18 protein-coding genes are annotated in these 21,380 nt (G+C 59.5%); 6 read left to right on the top strand and 12 right to left on the bottom strand.

The annotated features are described in order from the left end of the window. Positions 1–122 precede the first annotated feature (122 nt). Positions 123–563 carry a DUF2214 family protein gene (locus BN4575_RS14000; RefSeq protein WP_042019835.1) on the bottom strand — a complete coding sequence of 147 codons (441 nt, stop codon included), beginning with the start codon at positions 561–563 and terminating at the stop codon, positions 123–125. An 83-nt stretch (positions 564–646) separates the two neighbouring features. Here BN4575_RS14000 and BN4575_RS13995 point away from each other — a divergent pair, with 83 nt between their 5' ends. After that, positions 647–2,275, top strand: coding sequence for a sensor domain-containing diguanylate cyclase (locus BN4575_RS13995; protein WP_068978634.1), 1,629 nt, complete (start codon positions 647–649; stop codon positions 2,273–2,275). A gap of 110 nt (positions 2,276–2,385) precedes the next feature. Here the strand turns inward: BN4575_RS13995 and BN4575_RS13990 are convergent, their stop codons facing one another. Genes BN4575_RS13990 through BN4575_RS13965 form a run of 6 tightly spaced genes read right to left on the bottom strand, consistent with a single transcriptional unit; the run spans position 2,386 to position 7,665 of the window. After that, a complete protein-coding gene (locus tag BN4575_RS13990) occupies positions 2,386–3,039 on the bottom strand; it encodes an HAD family hydrolase (protein ID WP_068978633.1) in 654 nt (217 codons plus the stop codon). 39 nt (positions 3,040–3,078) lie between these two features. Then, positions 3,079–4,086 (bottom strand): ABC transporter ATP-binding protein, encoded by a 1,008-nt coding sequence (locus BN4575_RS13985; RefSeq protein WP_068978632.1) that lies wholly within the window; start codon positions 4,084–4,086, stop codon positions 3,079–3,081. Positions 4,087–4,092: 6 nt separating this feature from the next. After that, entirely contained in the window at positions 4,093–4,869 is a 777-nt protein-coding gene (locus BN4575_RS13980) for an ABC transporter permease (RefSeq protein WP_068978631.1), read from the bottom strand. After that, on the bottom strand, positions 4,862–5,761 hold the full coding sequence (locus BN4575_RS13975; RefSeq protein ID WP_068978630.1) for an ABC transporter permease: 900 nt from the start codon (positions 5,759–5,761) through the stop codon (positions 4,862–4,864). The genes BN4575_RS13980 and BN4575_RS13975 overlap by 8 nt, the downstream gene beginning before the upstream one ends. Beyond that, entirely contained in the window at positions 5,761–6,594 is an 834-nt protein-coding gene (locus BN4575_RS13970; RefSeq protein WP_068978629.1) for an alkaline phosphatase family protein, read from the bottom strand. The genes BN4575_RS13975 and BN4575_RS13970 overlap by 1 nt, the downstream gene beginning before the upstream one ends. A gap of 9 nt (positions 6,595–6,603) precedes the next feature. Further along, a complete protein-coding gene (locus BN4575_RS13965) occupies positions 6,604–7,665 on the bottom strand; it encodes an ABC transporter substrate-binding protein (RefSeq protein WP_068978628.1) in 1,062 nt (353 codons plus the stop codon). Positions 7,666–7,848: 183 nt separating this feature from the next. Here BN4575_RS13965 and BN4575_RS13960 point away from each other — a divergent pair, with 183 nt between their 5' ends. After that, the gene (locus BN4575_RS13960; RefSeq protein WP_256028972.1) at positions 7,849–8,679 is read left to right on the top strand and encodes a UTRA domain-containing protein; all 831 of its coding nucleotides are present in this window, start codon (positions 7,849–7,851) and stop codon (positions 8,677–8,679) included. Between the two features lie 146 nt (positions 8,680–8,825). Here the strand turns inward: BN4575_RS13960 and BN4575_RS13955 are convergent, their stop codons facing one another. Continuing rightward, entirely contained in the window at positions 8,826–9,590 is a 765-nt protein-coding gene (locus tag BN4575_RS13955; RefSeq protein WP_068978626.1) for a helix-turn-helix domain-containing protein, read from the bottom strand. A gap of 145 nt (positions 9,591–9,735) precedes the next feature. Next, positions 9,736–10,017: a hypothetical protein gene (locus BN4575_RS21790; RefSeq protein ID WP_141689804.1), complete on the bottom strand. Its 282-nt coding sequence runs from the start codon at positions 10,015–10,017 to the stop codon at positions 9,736–9,738. Between the two features lie 173 nt (positions 10,018–10,190). Between BN4575_RS21790 and BN4575_RS21785 the strand changes: the two genes are divergently transcribed. Further along, a complete protein-coding gene (locus tag BN4575_RS21785) occupies positions 10,191–10,508 on the top strand; it encodes a hypothetical protein (RefSeq protein ID WP_141689803.1) in 318 nt (105 codons plus the stop codon). Between the two features lie 355 nt (positions 10,509–10,863). Then, a complete protein-coding gene (locus BN4575_RS13950; protein WP_068978625.1) occupies positions 10,864–11,490 on the top strand; it encodes a porin family protein in 627 nt (208 codons plus the stop codon). A gap of 76 nt (positions 11,491–11,566) precedes the next feature. On the opposite strand, the gene BN4575_RS13945 is transcribed toward BN4575_RS13950, so the two are convergent. Continuing rightward, a complete protein-coding gene (locus BN4575_RS13945; RefSeq protein WP_068978624.1) occupies positions 11,567–12,565 on the bottom strand; it encodes a sensor domain-containing diguanylate cyclase in 999 nt (332 codons plus the stop codon). A gap of 942 nt (positions 12,566–13,507) precedes the next feature. Here BN4575_RS13945 and BN4575_RS13940 point away from each other — a divergent pair. Together BN4575_RS13940 and BN4575_RS13935 are read left to right on the top strand one after the other, a co-directional pair. Then, complete coding sequence (locus tag BN4575_RS13940; protein ID WP_068978623.1) at positions 13,508–14,425, top strand: IS5 family transposase; 918 nt, start codon at positions 13,508–13,510, stop codon at positions 14,423–14,425. Positions 14,426–14,809: 384 nt separating this feature from the next. Next, positions 14,810–15,415, top strand: a complete 606-nt coding sequence (locus tag BN4575_RS13935; RefSeq protein ID WP_068978622.1) for a DUF6338 family protein — start codon at positions 14,810–14,812, stop codon at positions 15,413–15,415. A 276-nt stretch (positions 15,416–15,691) separates the two neighbouring features. Here BN4575_RS13935 and recD read toward each other — a convergent pair whose 3' ends face one another. Both recD and recB read right to left on the bottom strand, forming a co-directional pair. Next, positions 15,692–17,755: an exodeoxyribonuclease V subunit alpha gene (gene recD, locus BN4575_RS13930; RefSeq protein ID WP_068978621.1), complete on the bottom strand. Its 2,064-nt coding sequence runs from the start codon at positions 17,753–17,755 to the stop codon at positions 15,692–15,694. Then, positions 17,752–21,378 (bottom strand): exodeoxyribonuclease V subunit beta, encoded by a 3,627-nt coding sequence (gene recB, locus BN4575_RS13925; protein ID WP_068978620.1) that lies wholly within the window; start codon positions 21,376–21,378, stop codon positions 17,752–17,754. Before recB ends, recD begins: the two co-directional genes overlap by 4 nt. Positions 21,379–21,380 lie beyond the last annotated feature (2 nt).

The raw sequence follows: 21,380 nt of genomic DNA, 5'->3' as shown, positions 1-21,380 counted from the left end.
AATCGGCGCGTGACGGGTTATCCGATCCAAGATACCCGCCTCCCTATCCTCTTGTCTCCACTCTTTGTCTTCGCTCTGTGTCTCCACGCTCTGCGCCGCAGTGTTCTTCACTGTCGCTCGTTTTACAGCAGTGGCGGCTTGGTCAGCACGGCAAGCAGGGCGACCAGCACCAGATTGCCCCGCAGGATCCACACCACCCGGAAGTGCTGCTGGATGGAGATCATCGGCGCCTTGCCCAGACGCAGGGCGCGACGCCAACGATAGAAGAGACGGCTGGGGTAGTCGAGGGAGCAGACAATCAGTAGAAACAGCCCCATTTTGAGGCCGTGGACAGGATGGGCAAAGATCTGCGCCACCGAACTGGCATGCTCGTGGGCCAGCAGACAACCGGTGGCAAAGATGGAGAAGAGCGCCAGCGCCGCCACCCCATCTGCCAGCAGCAGACGGCGCACCCGCACCATATTCAGGCCGCGACGAAAGATCAGATATTCGACACAGAGGGCCAAGATCAGCACAGCTATGCTGCCGTAGTGGGCCATTGAGAGCAGAGTGTGGTTCAGCATCGGAAAAATCTCATTTTCTGCCTTTAGACGAGCCGCACCGCATCATATATGCTGGTGTCACCCGAGACGAAAAGGATCTGTTCATGTCCCCCGGCAAGCCCAAGAACACTTGGTCTTTGATCACCCGCATGCGGCTGGGCCTCCTGTTGCTCTTTATTCCGGTCTTGCTGCTTGGCAGCATCTACTACCTGCATATGAAGCGCACCCTGCATTACGAGCAGCAACAGAACCTGATTGCTCGTAACACCCAGTATTTCCACACCCTGATCGAACCCTATCTGGCGACACTCAAACGCCAGTTTACGCTCATTTATCAGCAGGTAAATTATCAGGACTTCAGCGGCCCGCAAATCCGCAATGGCGAGCGCTACCTGCAGCAGTGGCAGGCCTATCACAAGGTGATGGAGCTCGATTACGTCTATGTCGGCACCGAACAACGCAAGATGCTGATCCATCCGGCATGGCAGGCAGACGAGAAGTTCGATCCCAGAACCCGTCCCTGGTATCTGCTGGCCGCCAGCAACCCCGGCAAGATGGTCTGGACTGATCCCTATTACGACTACACCCTTGGCACTCTCACCATAGCGTTGGCAAGGGTGATTGAAGATCCTGACGGCAAACGGGTCGGTGTGCTCTCGCTGGATACCCAGCTCACTCCCCTCGCCAGCTGGCTCAACGACAAGCATGATGAGACCCATCCTCTGGGAGCGGGTTATCAGATCCTGCTCAACCATGACGGGCTGGTGCTGGCCCATCCGGATCGCGAGCAGGTCTTCAAACCCCTCGCCCACCCCGACTGGCTGGCTCGGATGCAACAGCCGCAGGGGTTCTTCCTCGATGATGCCAGCGGCATGATGGTCTCCTACGACCGCATCCCTGAGCAGCGCTGGATCCTGCTCAGCGTGATCCCAACCGCAGGCCTCAATCAGATAATCGACAACGTATCCCTCAACGTGCTCGCCATGATAGCGCTCGCCTCCATCCTCTATCTGGTGCTGGCGCTGCGCTGGTCACGTTACTTCCGCCGCATGCTGCAGGAGATAAGTGGCATGATCCGGGCTAGTTTTAATGGCGACCAACGCGTACCTGAACGCCAGATGAGTGAGCTATCGGCTATTTACGCCGAGATGGATGCCGCCAGCAAAGAGGTCGCGGATGTGCGCCTGCAAGCCAATCAGGACAAACTCACCGGCCTCTACAACCGCCGCTTCTTCGACGAGTGCCTGCAAAAGCAGAGCGGCAGTGGCGCACCTTTCGGGGTGGTGATGTTCGATCTGGATGATTTCAAACGGGTCAACGATACCCACGGCCATCAGGCGGGGGACGTGGTGCTCAAACGGGTGAGCAAGCTGGGCATGAATCTGTTCCACGACTGGGGCTGGTTCTGCCGCTACGGCGGTGAAGAGCTGGTGCTGATCTTCCGGCTGGAGATGAAAATGAACGAGGTCGCCTCCCTGCTGGAGACCTTCAGGCTCGCGGTCGAGCAGCTGGAATGGCGCGAACCCGACCTCAACATCACCATCAGCGGCGGGGCAGCCTTTAGCCACTCGGGCCTCTCGGCCAAAGAGCTGGTGGAGCTGGCCGACAAGGGGGTTTATCAGGCCAAGCGGGAGGGGAAAAACCGCATCTGCTTCCCCCAGAGTCGTGCCCATGACCCGATGGAAGAGGATCCCCCTCCTCACTTTAATCAGACTCGACGGCATGCCCATTAAGTGGAAGGGTGATCACCAGCGGGACACAAAAACCAAGAGAGAGGCAACTGCCTCTCTCTTGGTTTTTATCGCTGTTCTTGCCGCACTTTAAGCCTGTGTGAGGGCGCGACTCAGCGCAGCCACTCCCACACCGGCCAACCCAGCTCCCCGGCCTGCTGGCGCAGCGCAGGGGCCGGATTGACCGCATGGGGATGGCTCACCGCTCGCAGCATCGGCAGATCGTTGTGAGAGTCGCTGTAGCCGAAACTCCCCTGCCAGAGGTTATCCCTTCCGGCAAACAGCTGGTTGATGCGGGCCACCTTGCCCTCCCGAAAACTGAGGGTGCCGCGGGTCTGGCCGGTCAGCATCCCCTCCTCCTCATCAAGCAGGATGGCGACGCAGTGATCCATCCCCAGCATCTTCGCCATGGGGACCACCAGATGCTCGCCAGAAGCGGAGATCAGCACCAGATCGTCGCCCCGCTCCCGATGCCATTCGATACGCGCCAGCCCCTCGGGGTAGAGCCGCTCGCGCAGCACCTGCTCGGCAAAGTGGTGGCACTGCTGGCTGAGCCACTGGCGTGACTTGCCCGCCAGCGGCTGCAGGGTGAAAGCCATGTACTGGTGCATATCCATCTTGCCCTGATGGTAGAGGGACATCATCCCCTGCTCCTCGGCCATCATGCCCGCCGGAGCCAGCGATTCGGCCACCATGTACTCCAGCCAAAGGCTGGCGGAATCCCCGGCTATCAGGGTCTCGTCCAGATCAAACAGTGCCAGTGCCATGGGCGCTCCTCGCAGTGAAAATGGAAATGAAATGCGGTGTCATGCTACCTCACACAGCTGATCCCGGGCCACCGCCAGGGTCACGGCACTGCCGGTGGCCAGCAGATCGCCAGCCGAACGGTTGAGGCAATCCACCGTCAACAGCCCCGCCTCGCACTCCACCTGATAGCGGATCACGTTGCCGAGCAACTGTTGCTGGCGAATGATGCCGGGCAGGCTGGGCTCGCTGCTGGTCGCCCCGGCGGGCAGCAGGGTGATAGACTCTGGCCGCAGCGCCAGCTTGCCCTGAAAACGGGGGCCGAACAGCGACTTGCCCTGCTCTGCGCCAAGCAGGTTGTAGTTGCCGATAAAGCTCGCCACAAACTCGCTGGCGGGACGGGTATAGATCTGCTCCGGCGTACCGCTCTGCACTATGGATCCCTTGTTCATCAGGAAGATCCGATCCGACATGGTGAGCGCCTCCTCCTGATCGTGGGTCACGAAGATGGTGGTGAGTTCGAGCCGCTGCTGGATCTCGCGGATCTGCTGGCGCAGGCTGCGGCGGATGCGGGCATCCAGCGCCGAGAGCGGCTCGTCCAGCAACAGGATCCTTGGCCGTACCACCAAAGCACGGGCCAGTGCCACCCGCTGGCGCTGGCCGCCGGAGAGCTCCCCCGGATAGCGGCGCTCGAAGCCGATCAGCTCCACCAGCTCCAGCGCTTCTTTCACGCTGGCCGCAAGCTCCCGCCCCGGCTGGGGTTTCATCTTGAGGCCGAAAGCCACGTTGTCCCACACCGTCATGTTGGGGAACAGCGCATAACTCTGGAACACCATGCCGATACCCCGCTTCTGGGGTGCCTGCCAGGTAATGTCTTCACCGGCCACCCGCACCTGACCGCCATCCACCGGAGTGAGCCCGGCCAGCGCCCGCAGCAGGGTCGATTTGCCGCAGCCGGAGGGGCCGAGCAGGGTCACCAGCTCCCCCTTGCGGATGCCGAATTCGATCCCCTCGAACACCGGGGTCTCACCATAGGATTTGTGCAACTGATTGACTTCTAAATGAAACATCTTGGATCACCGATGAAATCTGTTGGCTGCCCAGGTGAGCAGCAGGGTCAGCAGGAAGTAGCTCATCACCAGCGCACTGGTGAAGTGGCCCGAAGTGGCGCGCATGTTGTAGAGGTAAACCTGCAGAGTCTCGTAACGGGTGCCCACCAGCATGTTGGCGAACACGAACTCGCCGAGCAGGAAGGAGAGGGAGAGAAACAGCGCCGCCAGCAATCCCTTGCGCAGACAAGGGATCACCACCAGCAGGAAGGCGCGGGTGCTGCTCGCCCCCAGCAGGTGGGCGGCATCCATCAGATCTTTCAGCGGCACCCCTTGTAGGCTGTTGGCCAGCGCCCGGTACATAAAGGGGAGCACCACGGTGAACCAGGTGCCGATCAGGATCCACGGTGTGCCGATAATGGGCAGAACGCCGTCGGCGTAGATCTGCAGCAGCCCCACCGACGAGACCACAGGTGGTACCGCGAAGGGGAGCAGGATCAGCAGGTTCATCCAGGGATCCAGCTTGGGGAAGTAGTAGGCCACCACCAGCACGGTCGGCACCAGCACCAGGGTCCCCAGCAGCAAGGTGGCGAAGCAGACCAGGAGGCTTCGGCCAAACGCCGCCAGAAAACGCGGGTCGCCCCACAGCTTGAGATACCAGTCGAGGGTGAAGCCATCCGGCAGCAGGGTCGCCCCCCAGCGGGTGGAGATGGAGTAGAGAAAAGTAGCCAGCAGCGGCAGCAGCAGGGTGGCGACCAGCCCACCCAGCACCCACTTGGGCCAGCGCGGCGTCAAATCATGCATGGGATTGCCCCTTGTTCACATAGCTCTTTTTCAGCAGCCACTGGTTGGCGGCCGTCACCACCCCCAGCAGCACCATCAGGATCACTGCCAGCGCCGCCGCCATATTGGGTTCGAGGAAGATATCGCCGGAGACCAGACTGGCCACCCGGATGGTCACCAGATTGAAGTTGCCGGTGGTGAGGGCGTAGGCGGAGGCATAGGCCCCCACCGCGTTGGCAAACAGGATGATCAGGGTGCCGAGCAGCGCAGGCGTCAGCACCGGCAGCGCCACGTGCCACACATACTGCCCCTTGCTCGCCCCCAACAGCGCGGCCGCTTGCGGCCACTCATCCTGCAGCGCATCGAACGCCGGATAGAGCAGCAGCAGGGCGAGCGGGATCTGGAAGTAGGTGTAAATGAGGATAAGGCCCGACCCCGAGTAGAGGTTGAAGCCGTCGATCAATCCCCAGGATTTCAGCAGCAGGGTAACCGCGCCGTTGATACCGAGAATGATGATGAAAGCGAACGCCAGCGGCACCCCGCTGAAGTTGCCGGTCATGGTGACAAACGCCAGCAGCAGCCGTTTGACCCGCTCGCCACTGTGGCGCAACGCCGCAGCCCCGAGAGTGCCGATGGCAAGCCCCGCCAGACTGGCGATACCGGCGATCCGCAACGAGTTGCCGAACGATTGTAGATAGAAGGGGGAGCTCAGGATCTCCCGGTAGTAGTCGAGGCCCCAGCCATCCGGGGTCTGAAAGCTGCCCACCAGCACCCACACCATGGGGGCGAGCTGGAACAGGATCATCAACAGGACAAACGGCAGCAGCACCAGCGCGGGCAGCCAGTGGCGGCGCACCTGGCGCCGGGTGGCCACGGGTTGATCCACGAGGATCTCGGTGGTTGCAGGCATCATCAGTGCACCTCGCGCATAAAGGCTGCCTTGAGCAGCGGAGGAGCCACCGGCTTGTCGTGGGGGATGCCCAGCAAGTCGGCCATCAGGGCACAGAGCTGGGTCTGGGCGATCACCACCCCATCCGGCCAGCGCTCGATAAAGGCATCGCCAAGCAGCCAGAGCGGCACGGTGCGCTCTTCAGGCAGGGTGCCGCCGTGGCTCAGGTCGTTGTTCATGCCGTGATCCGAGGTGACCACCACCTGATACCCCTCCGCCAGCCACTGGGGCAGCAGATCGGCCAGCAGGCTGTCCATCCGGCGCGCCTGATTGCGGTACTGGCGCGAATCGAGGCCAAACTTGTGGCCGGCATCATCCACCCCCATCGGGTGGATCAGCAGAAAATCGGGATCGTACTGGCTGCGCAGCCACTCGCCATCCATCAGCAGATGGCTGTCGGGATAGTTGTCATCCCAGTAGAAGCAGCCGTGCTGGATCGGCAGCTGCTCGTCGTGAGTAAAGCGATCACGAGCCGCCAGCCAGGGGCTGCGGTTGTAGAGTTCGCTCACCCAGTAGTAGGCCGCCGCTGCGGTGCGTTTGCCCGCGGCGCGGGCCAGATGGAAGATGGCGTCGTGCTGGCTCAAGCGACTCACCCCGTTGTGGGTGATGCCGCTTGCCACCGGTGGCACGCCGGTCAGGATGCACTCGTAGAGAGGCCGGGAGAGAGACGGCAGGGCAGCATTCAGGGTCGTATGCAGGCCCCGCCCCGCCTCCACCATGCCACCGAGGTAGCCCATGGTGTGGGCTACCTCGGCTGCCAGACCATCCACAAGTACCACTATCACCTTGTGTTGCACTGGATTCCCTTACTGCATGTTGATCATGACGGTTTCTTGCCACTGGCGCGGCAGGGCCTTGGAGCTCTGCTCCCAGGCAGCATGGTCGCTGACCGGCTTGGCATTGGCATACTGCTCGGCTGGCAGCAGCTTGGCCTTCACGTCATCCGGCAGGGTCACATTGCTGCGGATCGGGCGGGCATAGCCACGGGCCAGGTTGATTTGACCGGCATCGGAGAGGATGTATTCACGGGCCAGTTTGGCGGCGTTGGGGTTCTTGGCCCACTTGTTGATGATGGTGGTGTAACCGGCGATGACGGAGCCGTCGCTCGGGATCACCACCTCAAACTTCTTGGGGTCGATCTGGTCGCGGTAGTTGAGGGCATTGAAGTCCCACAGCACCCCCACTTCCACCTCGCCCTTCTCGATGTTGGCGATGGTCGGGTCGTTCAGTGACAGGCGACCCTGCTTGGCCAGCTGGCCGAACAGATCCAGTGCAGGCTTGAGGTTCTTCTCGCTGCCGCCGGTGGCATAGGCTGCCGCCAGCACGCCGTTGTTGGCCTGAGAGGCCACGCCCACATCACCCAGGGTCACCTTGTAGTCGCCACCCAGCAGGGATTGCCAGCTGGTGGGGGCAGCCTTGACCAGATCCTTGTTGATCAGGAAGGCGATGGTGCCGGTATAGGCCAGCATCCAGTGACCGTCCGCATCCTTGGCCCAGTTGGGAATATCGGCCCAGGTGGAGGGTTTGTAGGGCTGGGTAACCCCCTGCTTGACCGCCACCGGACCGAAGGCGCCACCCACGTCACCGATATCGGCGGTGGCATTGGCCTTCTCGGCGGCAAACTTGGCGATCTCCTGCGCCGAGCTCATGTCGGTATCCTGATGCTTGATGCCGTAGATGCTGCCCAGTTGCTGCCAGGTATCCTTCCAGTTAGCCCAGCTGTCGGGCATGCCGATACTGCTGAGCTGCCCTTCGCCACGGGCGGCCTTCTCAAGATCCGCAATATTCTCGGCGGCATAGCTATTTGTGGCAAACAACGGTTGGCTGATGGCCACCAGGGCCAGTGCACTTGCGATCACGCTTTTCATCATCCCATCCCTCTGGACTAGGTCAGTTAAGGTTCGAGAGGGATGCTAGAGGGGAAATATGACGGTGGCGGGGCGCTTTGATGGCAGTTTGATGACAATTGCCCTGTCATGTCGCTGTCATCCAGCGCGGTTACAACTCAGGGCCGACAGCCGCTGGTCTACTCCATGCGGGTGCAAACCGGAATGACCAACAGGGATATGAGTGTGACCGAGCCGAGATTGAGCGAGCAGATATTGAACGAACAGAGAATGGCCGATGGCCGATCCTCCTCCAAGTGCGAACAGATTTGCCAGACCCTGCGCCGCTATATCGGCAGCGGCCAGCTGGTGGCCGGGCAGCAGTTGCCCGCCGAACGGGCGCTCAGCGAGCGCTTCGCCACCACCCGCATCACCATCAAGGAGGCACTCTCCAGCCTCGAAGCGGATGGCCTTATCTACCGGGCCGAGCGCCGCGGCTGGTTTGTGGCGCCGCCCCGCCTCACCTACGACCCCGCCATCCATACCCACTTTCATCAGTGGATCGGCGAGCAGCAACGCACCGCCGAAACCCGGGTGCTGGCCCACGGCAGCGAGCTTGCCAGCAGCGAACTGTGCCGCTGGATGGGACTTGCGCCCTTTACCCCGCTCTACGAAATCCGCCGCCAGCGGCTGATCGACGGCCGCCCGGTGCTGCACGTCAGCCACCACCTGCTGGCCAGCCGCTTTCCCGATATCGCCAGCGCGCCGCTGGCCAGCTCCCTCACCGAGCTCTATCAGCAGCACTATGGCATAGGCCAAGGCGGTGCCAGCCTCGAGATCACCCCCTCGGCGGCGCGGGGCGCCATCGCCCGCGCCCTCAATCTGGCGGAGGGGAGCGCCGTGCTAAGGCTGGTGCGGGTCAACTACGACGAGCGGGGCGGTCTGGTGGATTGCGATATCGAACACTGGCGACCGGACGCAATCCGTATCTGTCTCGATACGCGTGCATTGCAGCCGCTCGCTGGCAAGCTGCAACAAACTCGGCTCGCCGATTAGGGAATATCCAGAGCACTGTCGAGCACAGTGGCCATCCGCATCTGTCTGGACACCCGAGCGCTGCAACCGGTCGCAAGCAGATCGCAGACCTTTCAACTCACGGAATAACCAGACGCAACACGCGGATCCCGCAGGATCCGCCGGGATCAGTTGTCGATATTGGGGATCATGTCGTCGAAGCTCTGATAGCCACAGTCGGCCAGTTGCAGCGACATGGTGTAGGTCTTGGCATGCTCCCGCTGGCCAATGGCGGGGCGGTTGAGCTTGAGCTCCTGATGCCAGTACTCCTTCATCCGGTCGATCAGCGCCATTGCCTCACCCTCGTTGAGGTGCAACTGGCAGAGCGCCATATAGTTGTTCGACTTGTGCATGTTCTCCACCAGATACTCCCCCAGCACCGACATCGCTTGGCGTGCCTGCTGACGGGCGAAACGGCTGTGCTGCTCGAAGCTGATCCGCTCGCTGATCAGGAAGTGGTAACTGTTGTCGATACCGAGCTGCAAAATGCCAAGCTTCTCCAGCTTGCGCAGGTAGAGGTAGCAGGAGGCGTCGGTCAGGCTGTACTCCCGCTTGAGATCGATCAGCGTCTTGTCGCGCCAGAAGATATTGGCGAGAAAGGCGTAGAGCCCCGGCTCCTTGTGAAACGCCTCGTCCTGCTCCTGGGTGAAGACGGCGCGGCGGCTCTGGGCATCCTGAGTGCGATCCAGCAGCTCCTCGAACGACAGCCCCACCAGATGGCAGATCTCCAACAGGGTATCGAACGGCAGCGAGGGCTTGTTCATCATCCGTTTCACGGTAGCGATGGAGACGCCCATCGCCTCCGCCAGGGTCTGATAGCGGATCCCCTTGTCGGTCAGGGTCTTCTTCAGGGTGTCGAGAATATTGTTGGCCAGGGTCTGGCTGTAAGTCATGCCACTATTCCTTGTTATCGCACTTTCATTGCATGGTTATGCCGAGTCAGCTTCTGACCTGTTTTTACCTTCAAGGCTCAGATATTGACACCGAAAAAACACCCCAGAGAAAAAACCGCTTAGAACGCCCATCAGGACAGACCAGTTAAGCAGCGAGGTCGCAAAATCTGACACCAGACAGTGCATATCTTTCAACCCGCAAACATTTTGCTAGTGCTGCATAGAACATCGCGCATAATCGAAACGTATCGAATTCAAGACCCTTCCTGGTTGAGAAATCGATTGTTTGCTTCCAAATTTTTGTTTTTAAACCGCAAGGTTTTTTCTCTTTCCTGGCATTGGGCGGCGCTGATAGCACCGCCTTTTTCTTTTCCCTGAATTCGCGGGTCAGGTCAAGAGCCCCGGCAAGGGAAGTGTCACCGGCCACACGCAGCCCACCGATGAACCAGCCACAACGACCTCTCTGGCAAGGTATCCTAAACGGCCATCAATACCCTTTTATTGGCATCCAATATATTTAAAGCGGTGCATAACAAATCTTTATTTAATATAAAAACCAATATCAACCCTTCTTTTAAAATACCAAAAAATCATTTTTAAATGGTTGATATAAATATTCCAATAAAATTAATCACCCAGCGCTACCAATATCTGCTCATCACACCCCGCGCCCACCCCAACAAGTACAGCCAGGTGAAGAGAAAAGAAACCCATAAGAGCCCACCTGCGCATCTGATGGCAACATCAACACCCGCCAAAACAGCCTCAAAAGACCACCAAAAATCACAATGGGAACAATCCCAAACCACAAAAAGAGCAAAAAACAGGCAAAAAGATAGATTTTTTTCTCACGGTTTCATCTTGTGGGGCGCTCAAAAAACAACCACAAAGAGACTCGCGCCTATTAATGGCATCTGAGATGCCCATCTTTGGTCTCCTAGACATACCTCCGCTCTAAGATAAAAACTATACCGATAAAAATCAATCACATAGAATCAAAAGTGAACACGCCGACAGCCACTCAACTCGCCACTTAATTATTTTAAGCTCAATAAAGCTAAAACTCTAATAACACCATTTATTAAACAAAATAGCCCTACTTGCAGCCAGCGTCATTTAGATTCATGGAGAGATCACACTCTTGTTATTCAGAAATTCGCTGACTATACTGCGGCCCCTCTGTGGAAACAGAGATGTGACGGAAATATAAAAAGCTTCATGGATTGAGCAATATAAATCACACACAGTTCACGCAACATAAGGTTATTTATCCATGAACAAGTTTAATAAAATTGCCGCTTTCTCTCTGCTTGCCCTGACCATGAATGGCGGTGCCCATGCCGAAGGCTGGTACGCAGGTCTGGATCTGACCACCTCCAAGATGGATCTCGACGGTGCGGCCCAGCGCGTCTATGACGCCAAGGTGATCGACGACCAGCTCGACGGCGGCAGCCTGATCGTGGGTTACAGCTTCAAACCCTGGCTGGCCGTTGAAGGTGGCCTGCACGCCCAACAGATGGATCAGCTGACCTGGGTTACCTCCCAAGGTGCGACCGGCTTTGCCGACACTTCCATCGAAACCCGCAGCATCAGCCTGGCCGCCAAGCTGAGCCAGCCGCTGGCCTGGGGCTTCAGCGCCTATGCCAAGCCGGGCATCGCCTACACTCGCACCGAAGTGGAATTTGTCGGCAACGCCACCATCCTCGGTATCAGCGGTCAGGCAAGCGACAACGCAACCAAGAGCAAGGTACACCCTAATCTGGAAGTAGGTCTGGACTACGCCTTCAACGACCACTTCTCTGCCGGTATCGGTTACGAGCGCCAGTTCAACGCCCTGAGCCTGGGTGACGAGCACTACTCTCTGGATACCTTCAAGCTGGGCCTGCGCTACCACTTCTAAGTCGCGCCGCGTCAGTAACAATGCAAAAGGGCCGCAGGATCTTATCCTGCGGCCCTTTTTACTGGCGAGTTCGCCGTTAGCAGATCTGATTCTTGCCCAGCTGCTTGGCCTGATAGAGCGCCCGATCGGCACGCACCATCAAACTCTCCTTCTGCTCATCCCGCTGATACTCCGCCAACCCGAAGCTCATGGTGGTGGGGCCGTGGGGGCAGATGGGCTCGCTCGCCATCCATGCTTGAAGCTTGCCCGCCACCACCAGCGCATCATCACGGCCGGTGTTGGGCAACAGCACCATAAACTCGTCGCCTCCCCAGCGGGCCAGCAGATCGATCTCGCGGATATGGCTACGCACCCGCGCCACTGCATTGATCAGGGTCTGATCCCCGATGTGATGACCATAGCTGTCATTGATCTGCTTGAAGTTGTCCACATCCATGGCGATCACCGTAAAGGGCTGATGAAAACGGCGGGCCCGTTCGCACTCCAGCTGCAACGCCCGCTCCAGCCGATAGCGGCTGGCAGCGCCGGTCAGGGCATCAGTCTCCGCCAGCTGGCGATTCTCTTCTGCTTTCTGTTGCAGCGCCTCATTCAGCCGCACCAGCTCGGCGGTACGCTCAGCCACCAGCTGCGCCAGCGAATGATTGCGCAGCTCCAGCTGATCCAGCAGCAACTTGCTGGCGTGGATATTGTGATGAGCGCCGATCATGCGCGCCACAGAACCATCGGGGTTGCGCTCTATAATCCGACCGCAATCTTCAATCCAGATATAACTGCCATCCCGGCAGCGGCAACGATACTCGGCGCGATATTCAGGGATATTGCCGCTCAGACAGAGATCAAAATTCGCCATCACAGCGGCCAGATCATCGGGGTGGATCACCTGCTCCCAGGTAAAGACGGTATTGCCAAGGGTGTGAGCCTCATAACCCAGCATCCGGTACCAGCCGGAATTGCGATAGACAAAACCGGTATTGGCATTCCAGTCCCAGATGCCATCGCTGATCACCTCCAGAATGCCGTGCACCACGGCTTCGCTGACATCCGAGATCCTGACCCTGTCACTGTCCTGCACCATAGCGGTTACCCTTATTCTTCTGCCCCGCGCCACCACGGGGAATCGCTGTTTTATCGTGAGGCGCTACCTTGGCATATCGCCATACATCTGTCAGCCAGAACCCCACCGCATCACCGTTTCCCCGGTTATCGGCCACTCACGACACAGGCTGAATCAGGGGAGCCATAAGTGTGGTTCAAGTGCGCCCCATTTACCGGATTTAACGCACAATTCAGTCATTTGGGGGATGGGATTATCGGGTGGTGTAAGAGGAGTGACCAAGTGCAGCATATTGTGCCAACCCGCTCCCCTCACCCTAGCCCTCTCCCAAAGGGAGAGGGGATAAAGCGGCACCGGAAATATGATCGCCAATCATGTAGGTTCGATTAGTAAAGCGTAATCGGACAGCGGTAACGGCCTTGCTTCCTTCTCCCCTTGCGGGAGAAGGGTTGGGGATGAGGGGGAGGAAAAAAGAGATTACGCGGTAAACGTTGGGCTTCGCTACTCTCGGCCACAACCTACACAATCGGTAGGTTGGTGCTGAGCCTGCGAAGCCCAACATACGAGATATGTAGGGTGTAAAAAGCGAAGCGCATTACACCTTTTGGCAGATAAATAGCAGCGGTGCAATTCACTTCGTTCTTTGCACCCGACCCGCCCTCACCCTAGCCCTCTCCCAAAGGGAGAGGGGATCATCCGGCATCGAGGATATGGCGTTGGCAATGGTGGAATTTCGGGAGTGGCTGATTGCACGAATGTTCGATGCGATATTCGATTACATGATGCTCGATTACACGATTGTCCAATTACGCGATCGTCCGATTACGCTTCGCTAATCGAACCTACCCATGCCCGATAAACCTGTGGTGTAAACCGGCGTTGTTGCCCAAATCGATACAGCTTGAATGGAACTAACTGAGGAGGTGGGGATCTGATCACCACCATCCTCTTCAAGTCTGCATCATGGGCACATCACTTCATTCCATTACCAATTGGCCTCAATACAACAAGTCTTTGATTAACCGTGGTTCATTCACCTTCTGGGTTGATGCCGAGGCCATGAGCAACTGGTTTCACCACGACCATCATGGGCGGCGGGGCCGCAGCCAGCTCTACACTGACCAGACCATCTGTACCTTCCTGATGCTCAAGGGGATTTTCAGCCTCACGCTGCGAGCCACTCAGGGGCTACTCGACTCCCTGTTCGAGCTGATGAATGTGCCGCTGTGTGCCCCGGACTACAGCTGTGTCAGCAAGCGCGCACGCACAGTGAAGGTGGCCTATCGGCAGCCCCCCAAGGGGCGCATTACCGACCTGGTTATCGACTCGACGGGTCTGAAAGTGTTTGGTGAAGGCGAGTGGAAAGTCAGAAAACACGGCGCGGAGAAACGTCGAGTCTGGCGCAAGTTGCATCTGGCGGTAGACCCGGTGACCCACGATATCGTGGCGGCGGAAGTGTCGCTGGAAAATGTCCATGATGCCGAGGTGCTGCCGACCTTGCTCAACCCACTGCGGCGCAAGCTGGGACATGTTTATGCGGATGGCGCCTATGACAGCAAAGCCAGCCATCAGCTAATCTCGCGCAAAGGGGCGACAGCCTGTATCCCGCCTCGCAAGAACGCGGGGTTATGGGAAAAGGGACATCCGAGAAATGAGGCGGTGCTGGTGATGCGCAAGGAGGGGCTAGCGCACTGGAAGAAGATATCGGGATATCACCGTCGCTCGCTGGCAGAGACGGCGATGTATCGGTTCAAGCAGTTGATGACGGGCAAAATCAGTCTGCGAACATACAACGGTCAGGTAGGGGAAGTGATGGCGTATGTTGGTGCAATCAACAAACTGAACACCCTTGGTCTGCCTGTCAGAAAGCCCCGAGTGTAGCGGTCACCTAGGGCTGGGGAAGTCATGACTTGCTGGCTGATTTGGGAAACAACGCCGTGTAAACCAACTCAAAGGGAGCCAAATCTCCCTTCTCCCCTTGCGGGAGAAGGGCTGGGGATGAGGGGTAGGAAAAAAGAGAGCACGCGGTAAACGTTGGGCTTCGCTACGCTCAGCCACAACCTACACAATCGGTAAGTTGGTGCTGAACCTGCGAAGCCCAACATACGAGATATAGATAATGCAAAAAATTTTATATTAACCGCATATAAGATAAGAAAAATTCACATTTCAATATAAATACGCATTGACTCATCAAGCGTTTTTTGGTGATACTGACTTATAAATCAATCATAAAAACCACGATATAGCCAAGAGCTTTAAAATATGGATATCAGTTCTGAGTTACTCGAGTTATTGAGGCAGTTATTACCTGGGTTTTTAACTGCTTGGGTTTTCCACGCATTAACCGCGTATCCTAAACAATCTCAGTTTGAAAGAGTAATACAAGCTTTAATTTTCACACTATTGGTTAAGGTTCTTTCAGATTTATTCAAAGAGATAACTATCCACATTGGCGGTTTTTATAAGGTTTTTGAATGGTCTGCAGGAAAAGAACTAGCAACATCTATCATCATTGCATTTCTGTTGGGCTTGGTTCTCTCTTATTACACAAACAACTCTAAATTTCATGAACTCCTACAAAAATTAAAAATAACCAACCAGTCATCATTTAATAGTGAGTGGGAAGACATATTTAATAGCGTAACATCTTTTGTAATATTAGATCTAAAGGATGGACGAAGGATTTTTGGTTGGCCTAGTGTATGGCCCTCAGACCCATCCAAAGGTCATATTGTTTTACAAAATCCAGAGTGGATATCAGAACAAGGTGAATATATACCTATGTTGAGCGCACAATACATAGTAATCAAAGCCGAAGAAATAGAATTCGTTGAATTTTTGAAGGAGGGTAATTCTGATGAGCAATGAGAATAAAAAGCCTATTGAAAAGTCCGGAAAAAACCCACCACCACCATTAAATTACGTAAAACCTAAACCAACACCAGCCCCTCCAACTCCAACCAAAAAGTGATGGTGATTTATGTCTGATAAGAGAACATATCCAGGCCCAGATACACAAAAGAACAGTAGAAATCCACCACCCCCAACAAGATATGAAAAACCATCGCCAACCCCACCGCCCCCACCTAAAAAAAATTAACTTCAATTATGTGTTTAGCAGGCAATTATGCCTGCTAAACACAATTACTCCCCCAACCTCTCCGCCAATCCGGAATAACGCTCGGTCTTTTTCCTGACCGCTTGTGCCAGCAGGGCGCGATCGCCGTAGAGATCGAGCCGCGCCTTGGCGCGGGTGATGCCGGTATAGACCAGCTCGCGGGTCAACAGCGGGCTGGAGCTATCGGGCAGCACCAGCACGGTATGGGCGAACTCCGAACCCTGGGATTTGTGGATGGTCATGGCGTAGACCGTCTCATGGGGCGGCAAGCGGCTTGGCAGAAGGGCGCGCAGGGTGCCATCCGGCTGCTCAAACCAGACCTTGAGCCGCCCGGTTTCATCGGGCAGGCAGAGCCCCATATCGCCGTTATAGAGGCCAACGCCGTGGTCGTTGCGCACCACCATCACCGGGCGACCGGCATACCAGTCGCCATCGCGAGCAATCAGGCCAGTCCGTGACAGGGCCAGTTCGAGCCGCTCGTTAAGCCCCAGCACGCCGAACGGGCCATCGCGCAGGGCGCAGAGGATCTGGAAGCTGTTGAATGCCTTGAACACGGCGGCGGGCGCCTCCCCGGCGCGGGCCGCCTTCAGATAGCTGCCGTAACCGGCCACCCCTTGGGCAATCAGGCCATCGTAAGCCTCCCCCGCCCAGGGGTGCAGGCTGATATCGGCGAATCCTGCGCCCCAGACTGCCTCCACCGCCGTGGCATCGCCGCTGTTGCAGGCGCGCGCCAGCTGGCCGATGCCCGAATGCTGATCAAAGCGCCAGCTCTTGGCCAGCAAACAGAGGCTGTCGCGCACCGGAGCCCCCGCTGGCGTGCCCTGCAAGCGGTAGCCGGTCTGGCGGGAGAGCCAGTCCGCCTGCGCCGGGCTGATGCCCTGTTCGATAAAGCTACAGATATCGCCGAGCACGGCCCCCGCCTCCACCGAGGCGAGCTGATCCTTGTCGCCGAGCAGGATCAGGCGGGCGTGGCTGGGCAGTGCATCAAGCAGGCGCGCCATCATCGGCAAATCGACCATGGAGGCCTCATCCACCACCAGCAGGTCGAGGTGCAGCGGGTTGCCCGCGTGGTGGCGGAACTGGCTGCGCCCCGGGATCACCCCAAGCAGCCGGTGCAAGGTGCCCGCTTCGGTGGGGATCGCTTCGACCCATTCGGGGGGCAGATCGAGGGCCTGCAGGGCAGAGCCGATACTCTCGGTGAGGCGCGCCGCCGCCTTGCCGGTGGGGGCCACCAGCCGGATCGCCGGGGCCTTGCCTGCTTGCAGGCCGGTCTCCACCAGAATGGCGAGCAGTTTGGCCACAGTCGTGGTCTTGCCGGTGCCGGGGCCGCCGGAGATCACCGCAAAGGGGCGCGCCGCCGCGGTGGCCGCCGCCAGCTTCTGGCCGTTGCAGCAGAGCGCCTCGGGCACCAGCGCATCCAGCTTGCTCAAGTCGCTCGCCGCCTGGGCGCTGGCCAGCAGCCCTTCGATGGCGGGCCAATCCACTTCGCTCGGGAACACCAGATCGAGGTACTTCTCGATAAAGTGGCGGGCCGAGAAGTCGGGGGCAAGGCGGGCTTTGAGCAGCGCCGCGAACACCAGCCCGTAGTCGCGGGCAAACAGCCGCGACAGGGCGGGGGCTATCTCCGGCCATTCGGCTCTTTCACTCAAAGTGCGCAGATGGCGGGCCACCCCCTGCTCGTGATCGTGGTAGCGGGTGAGGTAGAGCCGCCCGTGCCACAGCCGCAGCGGCCAGCGCGGGGCAAGCCCGTCATCCTGTTCTGTGCCAACGAGCGGGCTTGCTGCAAACAGGGTGGGCCAGCGGGCAGGATCCGCCAGATCCAGCAGCAGATCCCGGCTCTGCTGGGGATCCAACCCGAACGGGCGCAATGAGCCGGCGATGAGCATTTCAAGCGGCAGACAAACATGGCCACGCCCCAGCTCGAAGCAGGTGATCGCAGCCCCCAGCACCAGCTCGGGGCTGCCGCCCAGATCGGCCACCAGCTTTGCAAATTGCAGATCCAGCTGGCGAATACGGCCAGCCAGCGCCAGTGCTTTTAACCGTTCAACCATCATTGCGCTGGTCGCGGTGCTGATCATGGTGCCGCTCATGCTTCTACCTCGTTCAATGCTTGGAATCCCGCTGCTGGCAGCTCACTGCCTTCGCGAAACAACTTATCCAGCCCCTGCACCAATTCACGGCTCGGGCGGGTATGGAAAATGCCCCCCTGCGGCATGCCGCGCAGGAACAGATAGAAAACCCCGCCAAAATGCTGCTCGAAGTCGTAGCCCGGCAGGCGCAGGGTGAGCAGCCGGTGCAGCGCCAGCGAGTAGAGCTGGTATTGCAGGTCGTAGCGGTGCTCGGCCATCGCCCGCTCCAGCGCCGGACGGCTGTAATCGGCGGGGCTCATGCCGAGATGGTTCGATTTGTAGTCGAGCAGATACCAACGCCCCTGCCACTCGAACACCAGATCGATAAAGCCCTTGAGCATCCCCTGCACGGTGGCAAAGCTCAGCGGCTTGTTGCCCCGCGACAGCGGGTCGTGCTGCTGGCAGAGGGCGGTCAGCGCCGGTGCCGTCACCCGCCCCATGGGCAAGAAGAACTCCAGCTCCACCTGCTTGCGCTCGGGCGCCAGATCCCGCAGCCGCACCGGCTCGCCATGCTCAACTGGCAATTCGGTATCGAGTACCGCCTCCACCTGCTGTTGCAGCACCTCGGCCCAACTCTCGTCAAAGCCATCCTGCGCCAGCAGTGTGGCGATATGCTCTGCCAGCGGCTCACCAGCGGCGCTTTGAAAGTCGATGGTCTCGAACAGGCTGTGCAGCAAGGTGCCGGGGCGCGCCCCTTTCGGGAAAGTGAAGATGGAAGGCTGGGACGCCTCCTCCTGTTGTGCTGTAGACAGTTCGGCAGCCAGCGCGGCCGCCTCGGTCACCACCTCGTCATCGAAGCCGGGATTGGCCAGCACCCCCTTGCTGTGACCATTTCCTTGCGCCGCAAGCCCGGAGTAGGAGCTGATCCACCAGTCCCGCTCCAGCCGACCGGTAAAGTGGCGCACCTGCGGCTCGCCCAACTGCTCCTCTTCAGGCGGCAGCGGGGCCGGACGGGTGAGCGAGGGCTCACCGACGGCCACCCCGGGCAGCGCCTGTGCCAGTTCGGTTAGAGCGGTCGCCAGCGTCTGCGCATCCCCCTCTTCGCCCTTTTGCAGCAGGTAGCCGATGGCGGTGTGGTGCAGATCGGTCTTCTCCGACTTGCCCGCCCCCGCCCGCACCGGCGCCAGCCCCAGCCAGGTGGCGTAGACGCCCCGGGTCAGCGCCACATAGAGCAGCCGCAAATCTTCGGCGAGGCGCTCGCGGTCGGCCTCCGCCAGGGAGCCCTCGGCGCCGGTGAGATCGAGAATGGTGCGATTGCCCGCCTCGTGATAGAGCGGGGTCTCGGCGGGTCTGTGGCTGCAGATAAAGGGCAGGAACACCAGCGGGTACTCCAGCCCCTTGGATTTGTGGATGGTGACGATCTGCACCAGCTTGCGCTCGGATTCGAGGCGCAGTACCTGCTCCGCATCTTGCCCGTTGGGGCGGCTCACCGCCTCCCCCAGCCAGCGCAGCAGGGCATATTCCCCGTCCAGCTCGCTGCTCACCTGTTGCAGCAGCTCGCCAAGATGGAGGAAGTTGGTCAACCGCCGCTCGCCGTAGGGGCTCGCCAACAGCGAAGAGGCAAGATTGCGCCGGTGCAGCAGGGCGCGCAGCATCGCCAGCACACCGCGGCGGTGCCAGATCTTGCGGTACTCCATAAACTCCTGCACCGCGCTCTCCCACGCCCGCTCGTCGCTGGCCAGCCCATCGAGCGCCTTGGCGTCGAGATCAAACAGGCCGGTGGCGAGCGCCGCCCGCAGGCTGCGCTCTTCGCTCGGGTTCTGGCAGGCGTGCAAAATCAGCAGGATCTCCCGCGCCTCCGTCTGCTCCAGCACACTCTCGCGGTTCGACAGATAGACGGAGGCGATGGCGAGGCGCGCCAGTTCCTGCTGCACCAGCTTGCCCTCGGCGCCGGTTCGCACCAGCACGGCGATATCTCCGGACTTGACCGCCTTGTCGCCGATCAGCGCCTTGCCCTCGCGGGCCAGGGTCAGCAGACGGTGGATCTCAGCGGCGGTGGCGCGGGCCATCTTGCTCTGGTAATCCCCCCGATTGAAGGTGGGCTGGCCGCTCAGCTGCCAGCAGTGGAGCACAGGTGCGGTGGCGCCATCGAGAACAAGCGCCTTACTCTTGCCCTGCGCCTCCACCGGCAGGAAGGGGATATCCGCCTCGTAGATAAAGGGATCCTTGGCCCGCTCGAACAGGCCGTTGACTGCCCCCACCAGCACACTGCTGGAGCGCCAGTTGCGCCCGAGGGTGTAGTGGGCGCTCACATTTCGCCGTGCCTGAATATAGGTAAAGATGTCGGCGCCGCGAAAGCCGTAGATGGCCTGCTTGGGGTCACCGATCATCAACAGCGCCGTGTCTGTGTGGCCGCCACTCTCTTGCAAACCATAGAGCCGATGGAAGATGCGGTACTGCTGGGGGTCGGTATCCTGAAATTCGTCGATCATCGCCACCCGATAGGTGGCGCGAATGCGCTCGCAGAGTCGCTCGCCAAGGCTGGAGCCGAGCGCCCCGTCGAGATCTTTGAGCAGGTCATCGAACGAGAGCTGATGGGCCTGCCGCTTGCTCGCCTGCATCCGGCTGCGCACCACCTTGGCGGCCCGTTGCAGGATCAGATCCCGAATACCGGGGCGGCTCGCCAGCAGCTGGTCGATCTGGCTGAACAGCGGCAGGGTCGGCACTGCGCCCCCCTTCTTGAGGTTCTCCTCCAGCACCGTCTGGCCAAAGCGCTCCAGCTCCTTGGGAATGGCGTAGCCACTGCCCTCGTCCTGCGCCCAGTCGGCTATCTTGGCAAGCCACCCTTCGTAGTTCTTGCCGGTGTAGCGGCTGATCTGGCCATCGGTCTGGCGGCGGATCTCGTCCGCCTGCGCCAGCCATTCGCACTTCACCGCCGCGATGCGACTCATGGCCACCTGATGACGGGCGGCGAGGGTCTCGTCCCCCAACGCAGGGTGGATCTCCAGCTCGCTGTTGTCGAGCCAGCTGCCCATCTCCCGCAGCAGGGCGGCGGGGCTCGGCCAGAGCGCGCGCACCGAACTGGCGAGGGTTTTATCCACCGGATAGAACTCGGCGCGCCAGTAGTCGCTCACCGCCTGCAGCCTGAGCTGGCTGTCGTCGGTAAGAAATTCGGTTTCAAAGAGGGCGCCCGACTCGAAGGCGTTCTGCTTGAGCATCCGCTGGCAGAAGCCGTGGATGGTAAAGACCGCCGCCTCGTCCATCTGCCGCTCGGCGGCCAGCAGGCGACGGGCCGCCAACTCGTGATCGTCTACCTCGGCCAGCAACTGGGCCAGCAGGGTGTCACTGCTATGGCCGCGCATAAAGGCGAGCCGTGCCTCGTGGATGCGGCCGCGGATCCGCCCACGCAGCTCGGCGGTGGCCGCTTCGGTAAAAGTCACCACCAGAATTTCGGTCACCGAGAGTGGCCGCTCGTGGGCGCTCGGCTGACCGGCATCAGCCCCCTCTTCGATGAGCGGGCCGTGGCCCAGCAGCAGGCGCAGGTAGAGACCGGCGATGGTGTAGGTCTTGCCGGTACCGGCGGAGGCTTCGATCAGTCGTTCACCATGGAGGGGAAAACGCAGGGTATTAAGCGGGTTAGCCATGA

It is taken from the genome of Aeromonas sp. EERV15 (assembly GCF_900079845.1).
GTDB lineage: Bacteria > Pseudomonadota > Gammaproteobacteria > Enterobacterales > Aeromonadaceae > Aeromonas > Aeromonas sobria.
Note: the sequence above shows the minus strand (reverse complement) of the source record. Positions and strands in the feature narration are given on the sequence as shown.

Coding starts and splice junctions, on each gene's coding strand:
- BN4575_RS14000 (WP_042019835.1), bottom strand. CDS start 563: ATGCTGAACCACACTCTGCTCTCAATGGCCCACTACGGCAGCATAGCT.
- BN4575_RS13995 (WP_068978634.1), top strand. CDS start 647: ATGTCCCCCGGCAAGCCCAAGAACACTTGGTCTTTGATCACCCGCATG.
- BN4575_RS13990 (WP_068978633.1), bottom strand. CDS start 3,039: ATGGCACTGGCACTGTTTGATCTGGACGAGACCCTGATAGCCGGGGAT.
- BN4575_RS13985 (WP_068978632.1), bottom strand. CDS start 4,086: ATGTTTCATTTAGAAGTCAATCAGTTGCACAAATCCTATGGTGAGACC.
- BN4575_RS13980 (WP_068978631.1), bottom strand. CDS start 4,869: ATGCATGATTTGACGCCGCGCTGGCCCAAGTGGGTGCTGGGTGGGCTG.
- BN4575_RS13975 (WP_068978630.1), bottom strand. CDS start 5,761: ATGATGCCTGCAACCACCGAGATCCTCGTGGATCAACCCGTGGCCACC.
- BN4575_RS13965 (WP_068978628.1), bottom strand. CDS start 7,665: ATGAAAAGCGTGATCGCAAGTGCACTGGCCCTGGTGGCCATCAGCCAA.
- BN4575_RS13960 (WP_256028972.1), top strand. CDS start 7,849: ATGACCAACAGGGATATGAGTGTGACCGAGCCGAGATTGAGCGAGCAG.
- BN4575_RS13955 (WP_068978626.1), bottom strand. CDS start 9,590: ATGACTTACAGCCAGACCCTGGCCAACAATATTCTCGACACCCTGAAG.
- BN4575_RS21785 (WP_141689803.1), top strand. CDS start 10,191: ATGGTTGATATAAATATTCCAATAAAATTAATCACCCAGCGCTACCAA.
- BN4575_RS13950 (WP_068978625.1), top strand. CDS start 10,864: ATGAACAAGTTTAATAAAATTGCCGCTTTCTCTCTGCTTGCCCTGACC.
- BN4575_RS13945 (WP_068978624.1), bottom strand. CDS start 12,565: ATGGTGCAGGACAGTGACAGGGTCAGGATCTCGGATGTCAGCGAAGCC.
- BN4575_RS13940 (WP_068978623.1), top strand. CDS start 13,508: ATGGGCACATCACTTCATTCCATTACCAATTGGCCTCAATACAACAAG.
- BN4575_RS13935 (WP_068978622.1), top strand. CDS start 14,810: ATGGATATCAGTTCTGAGTTACTCGAGTTATTGAGGCAGTTATTACCT.
- recD (WP_068978621.1), bottom strand. CDS start 17,755: ATGAGCGGCACCATGATCAGCACCGCGACCAGCGCAATGATGGTTGAA.
- recB (WP_068978620.1), bottom strand. CDS start 21,378: ATGGCTAACCCGCTTAATACCCTGCGTTTTCCCCTCCATGGTGAACGA.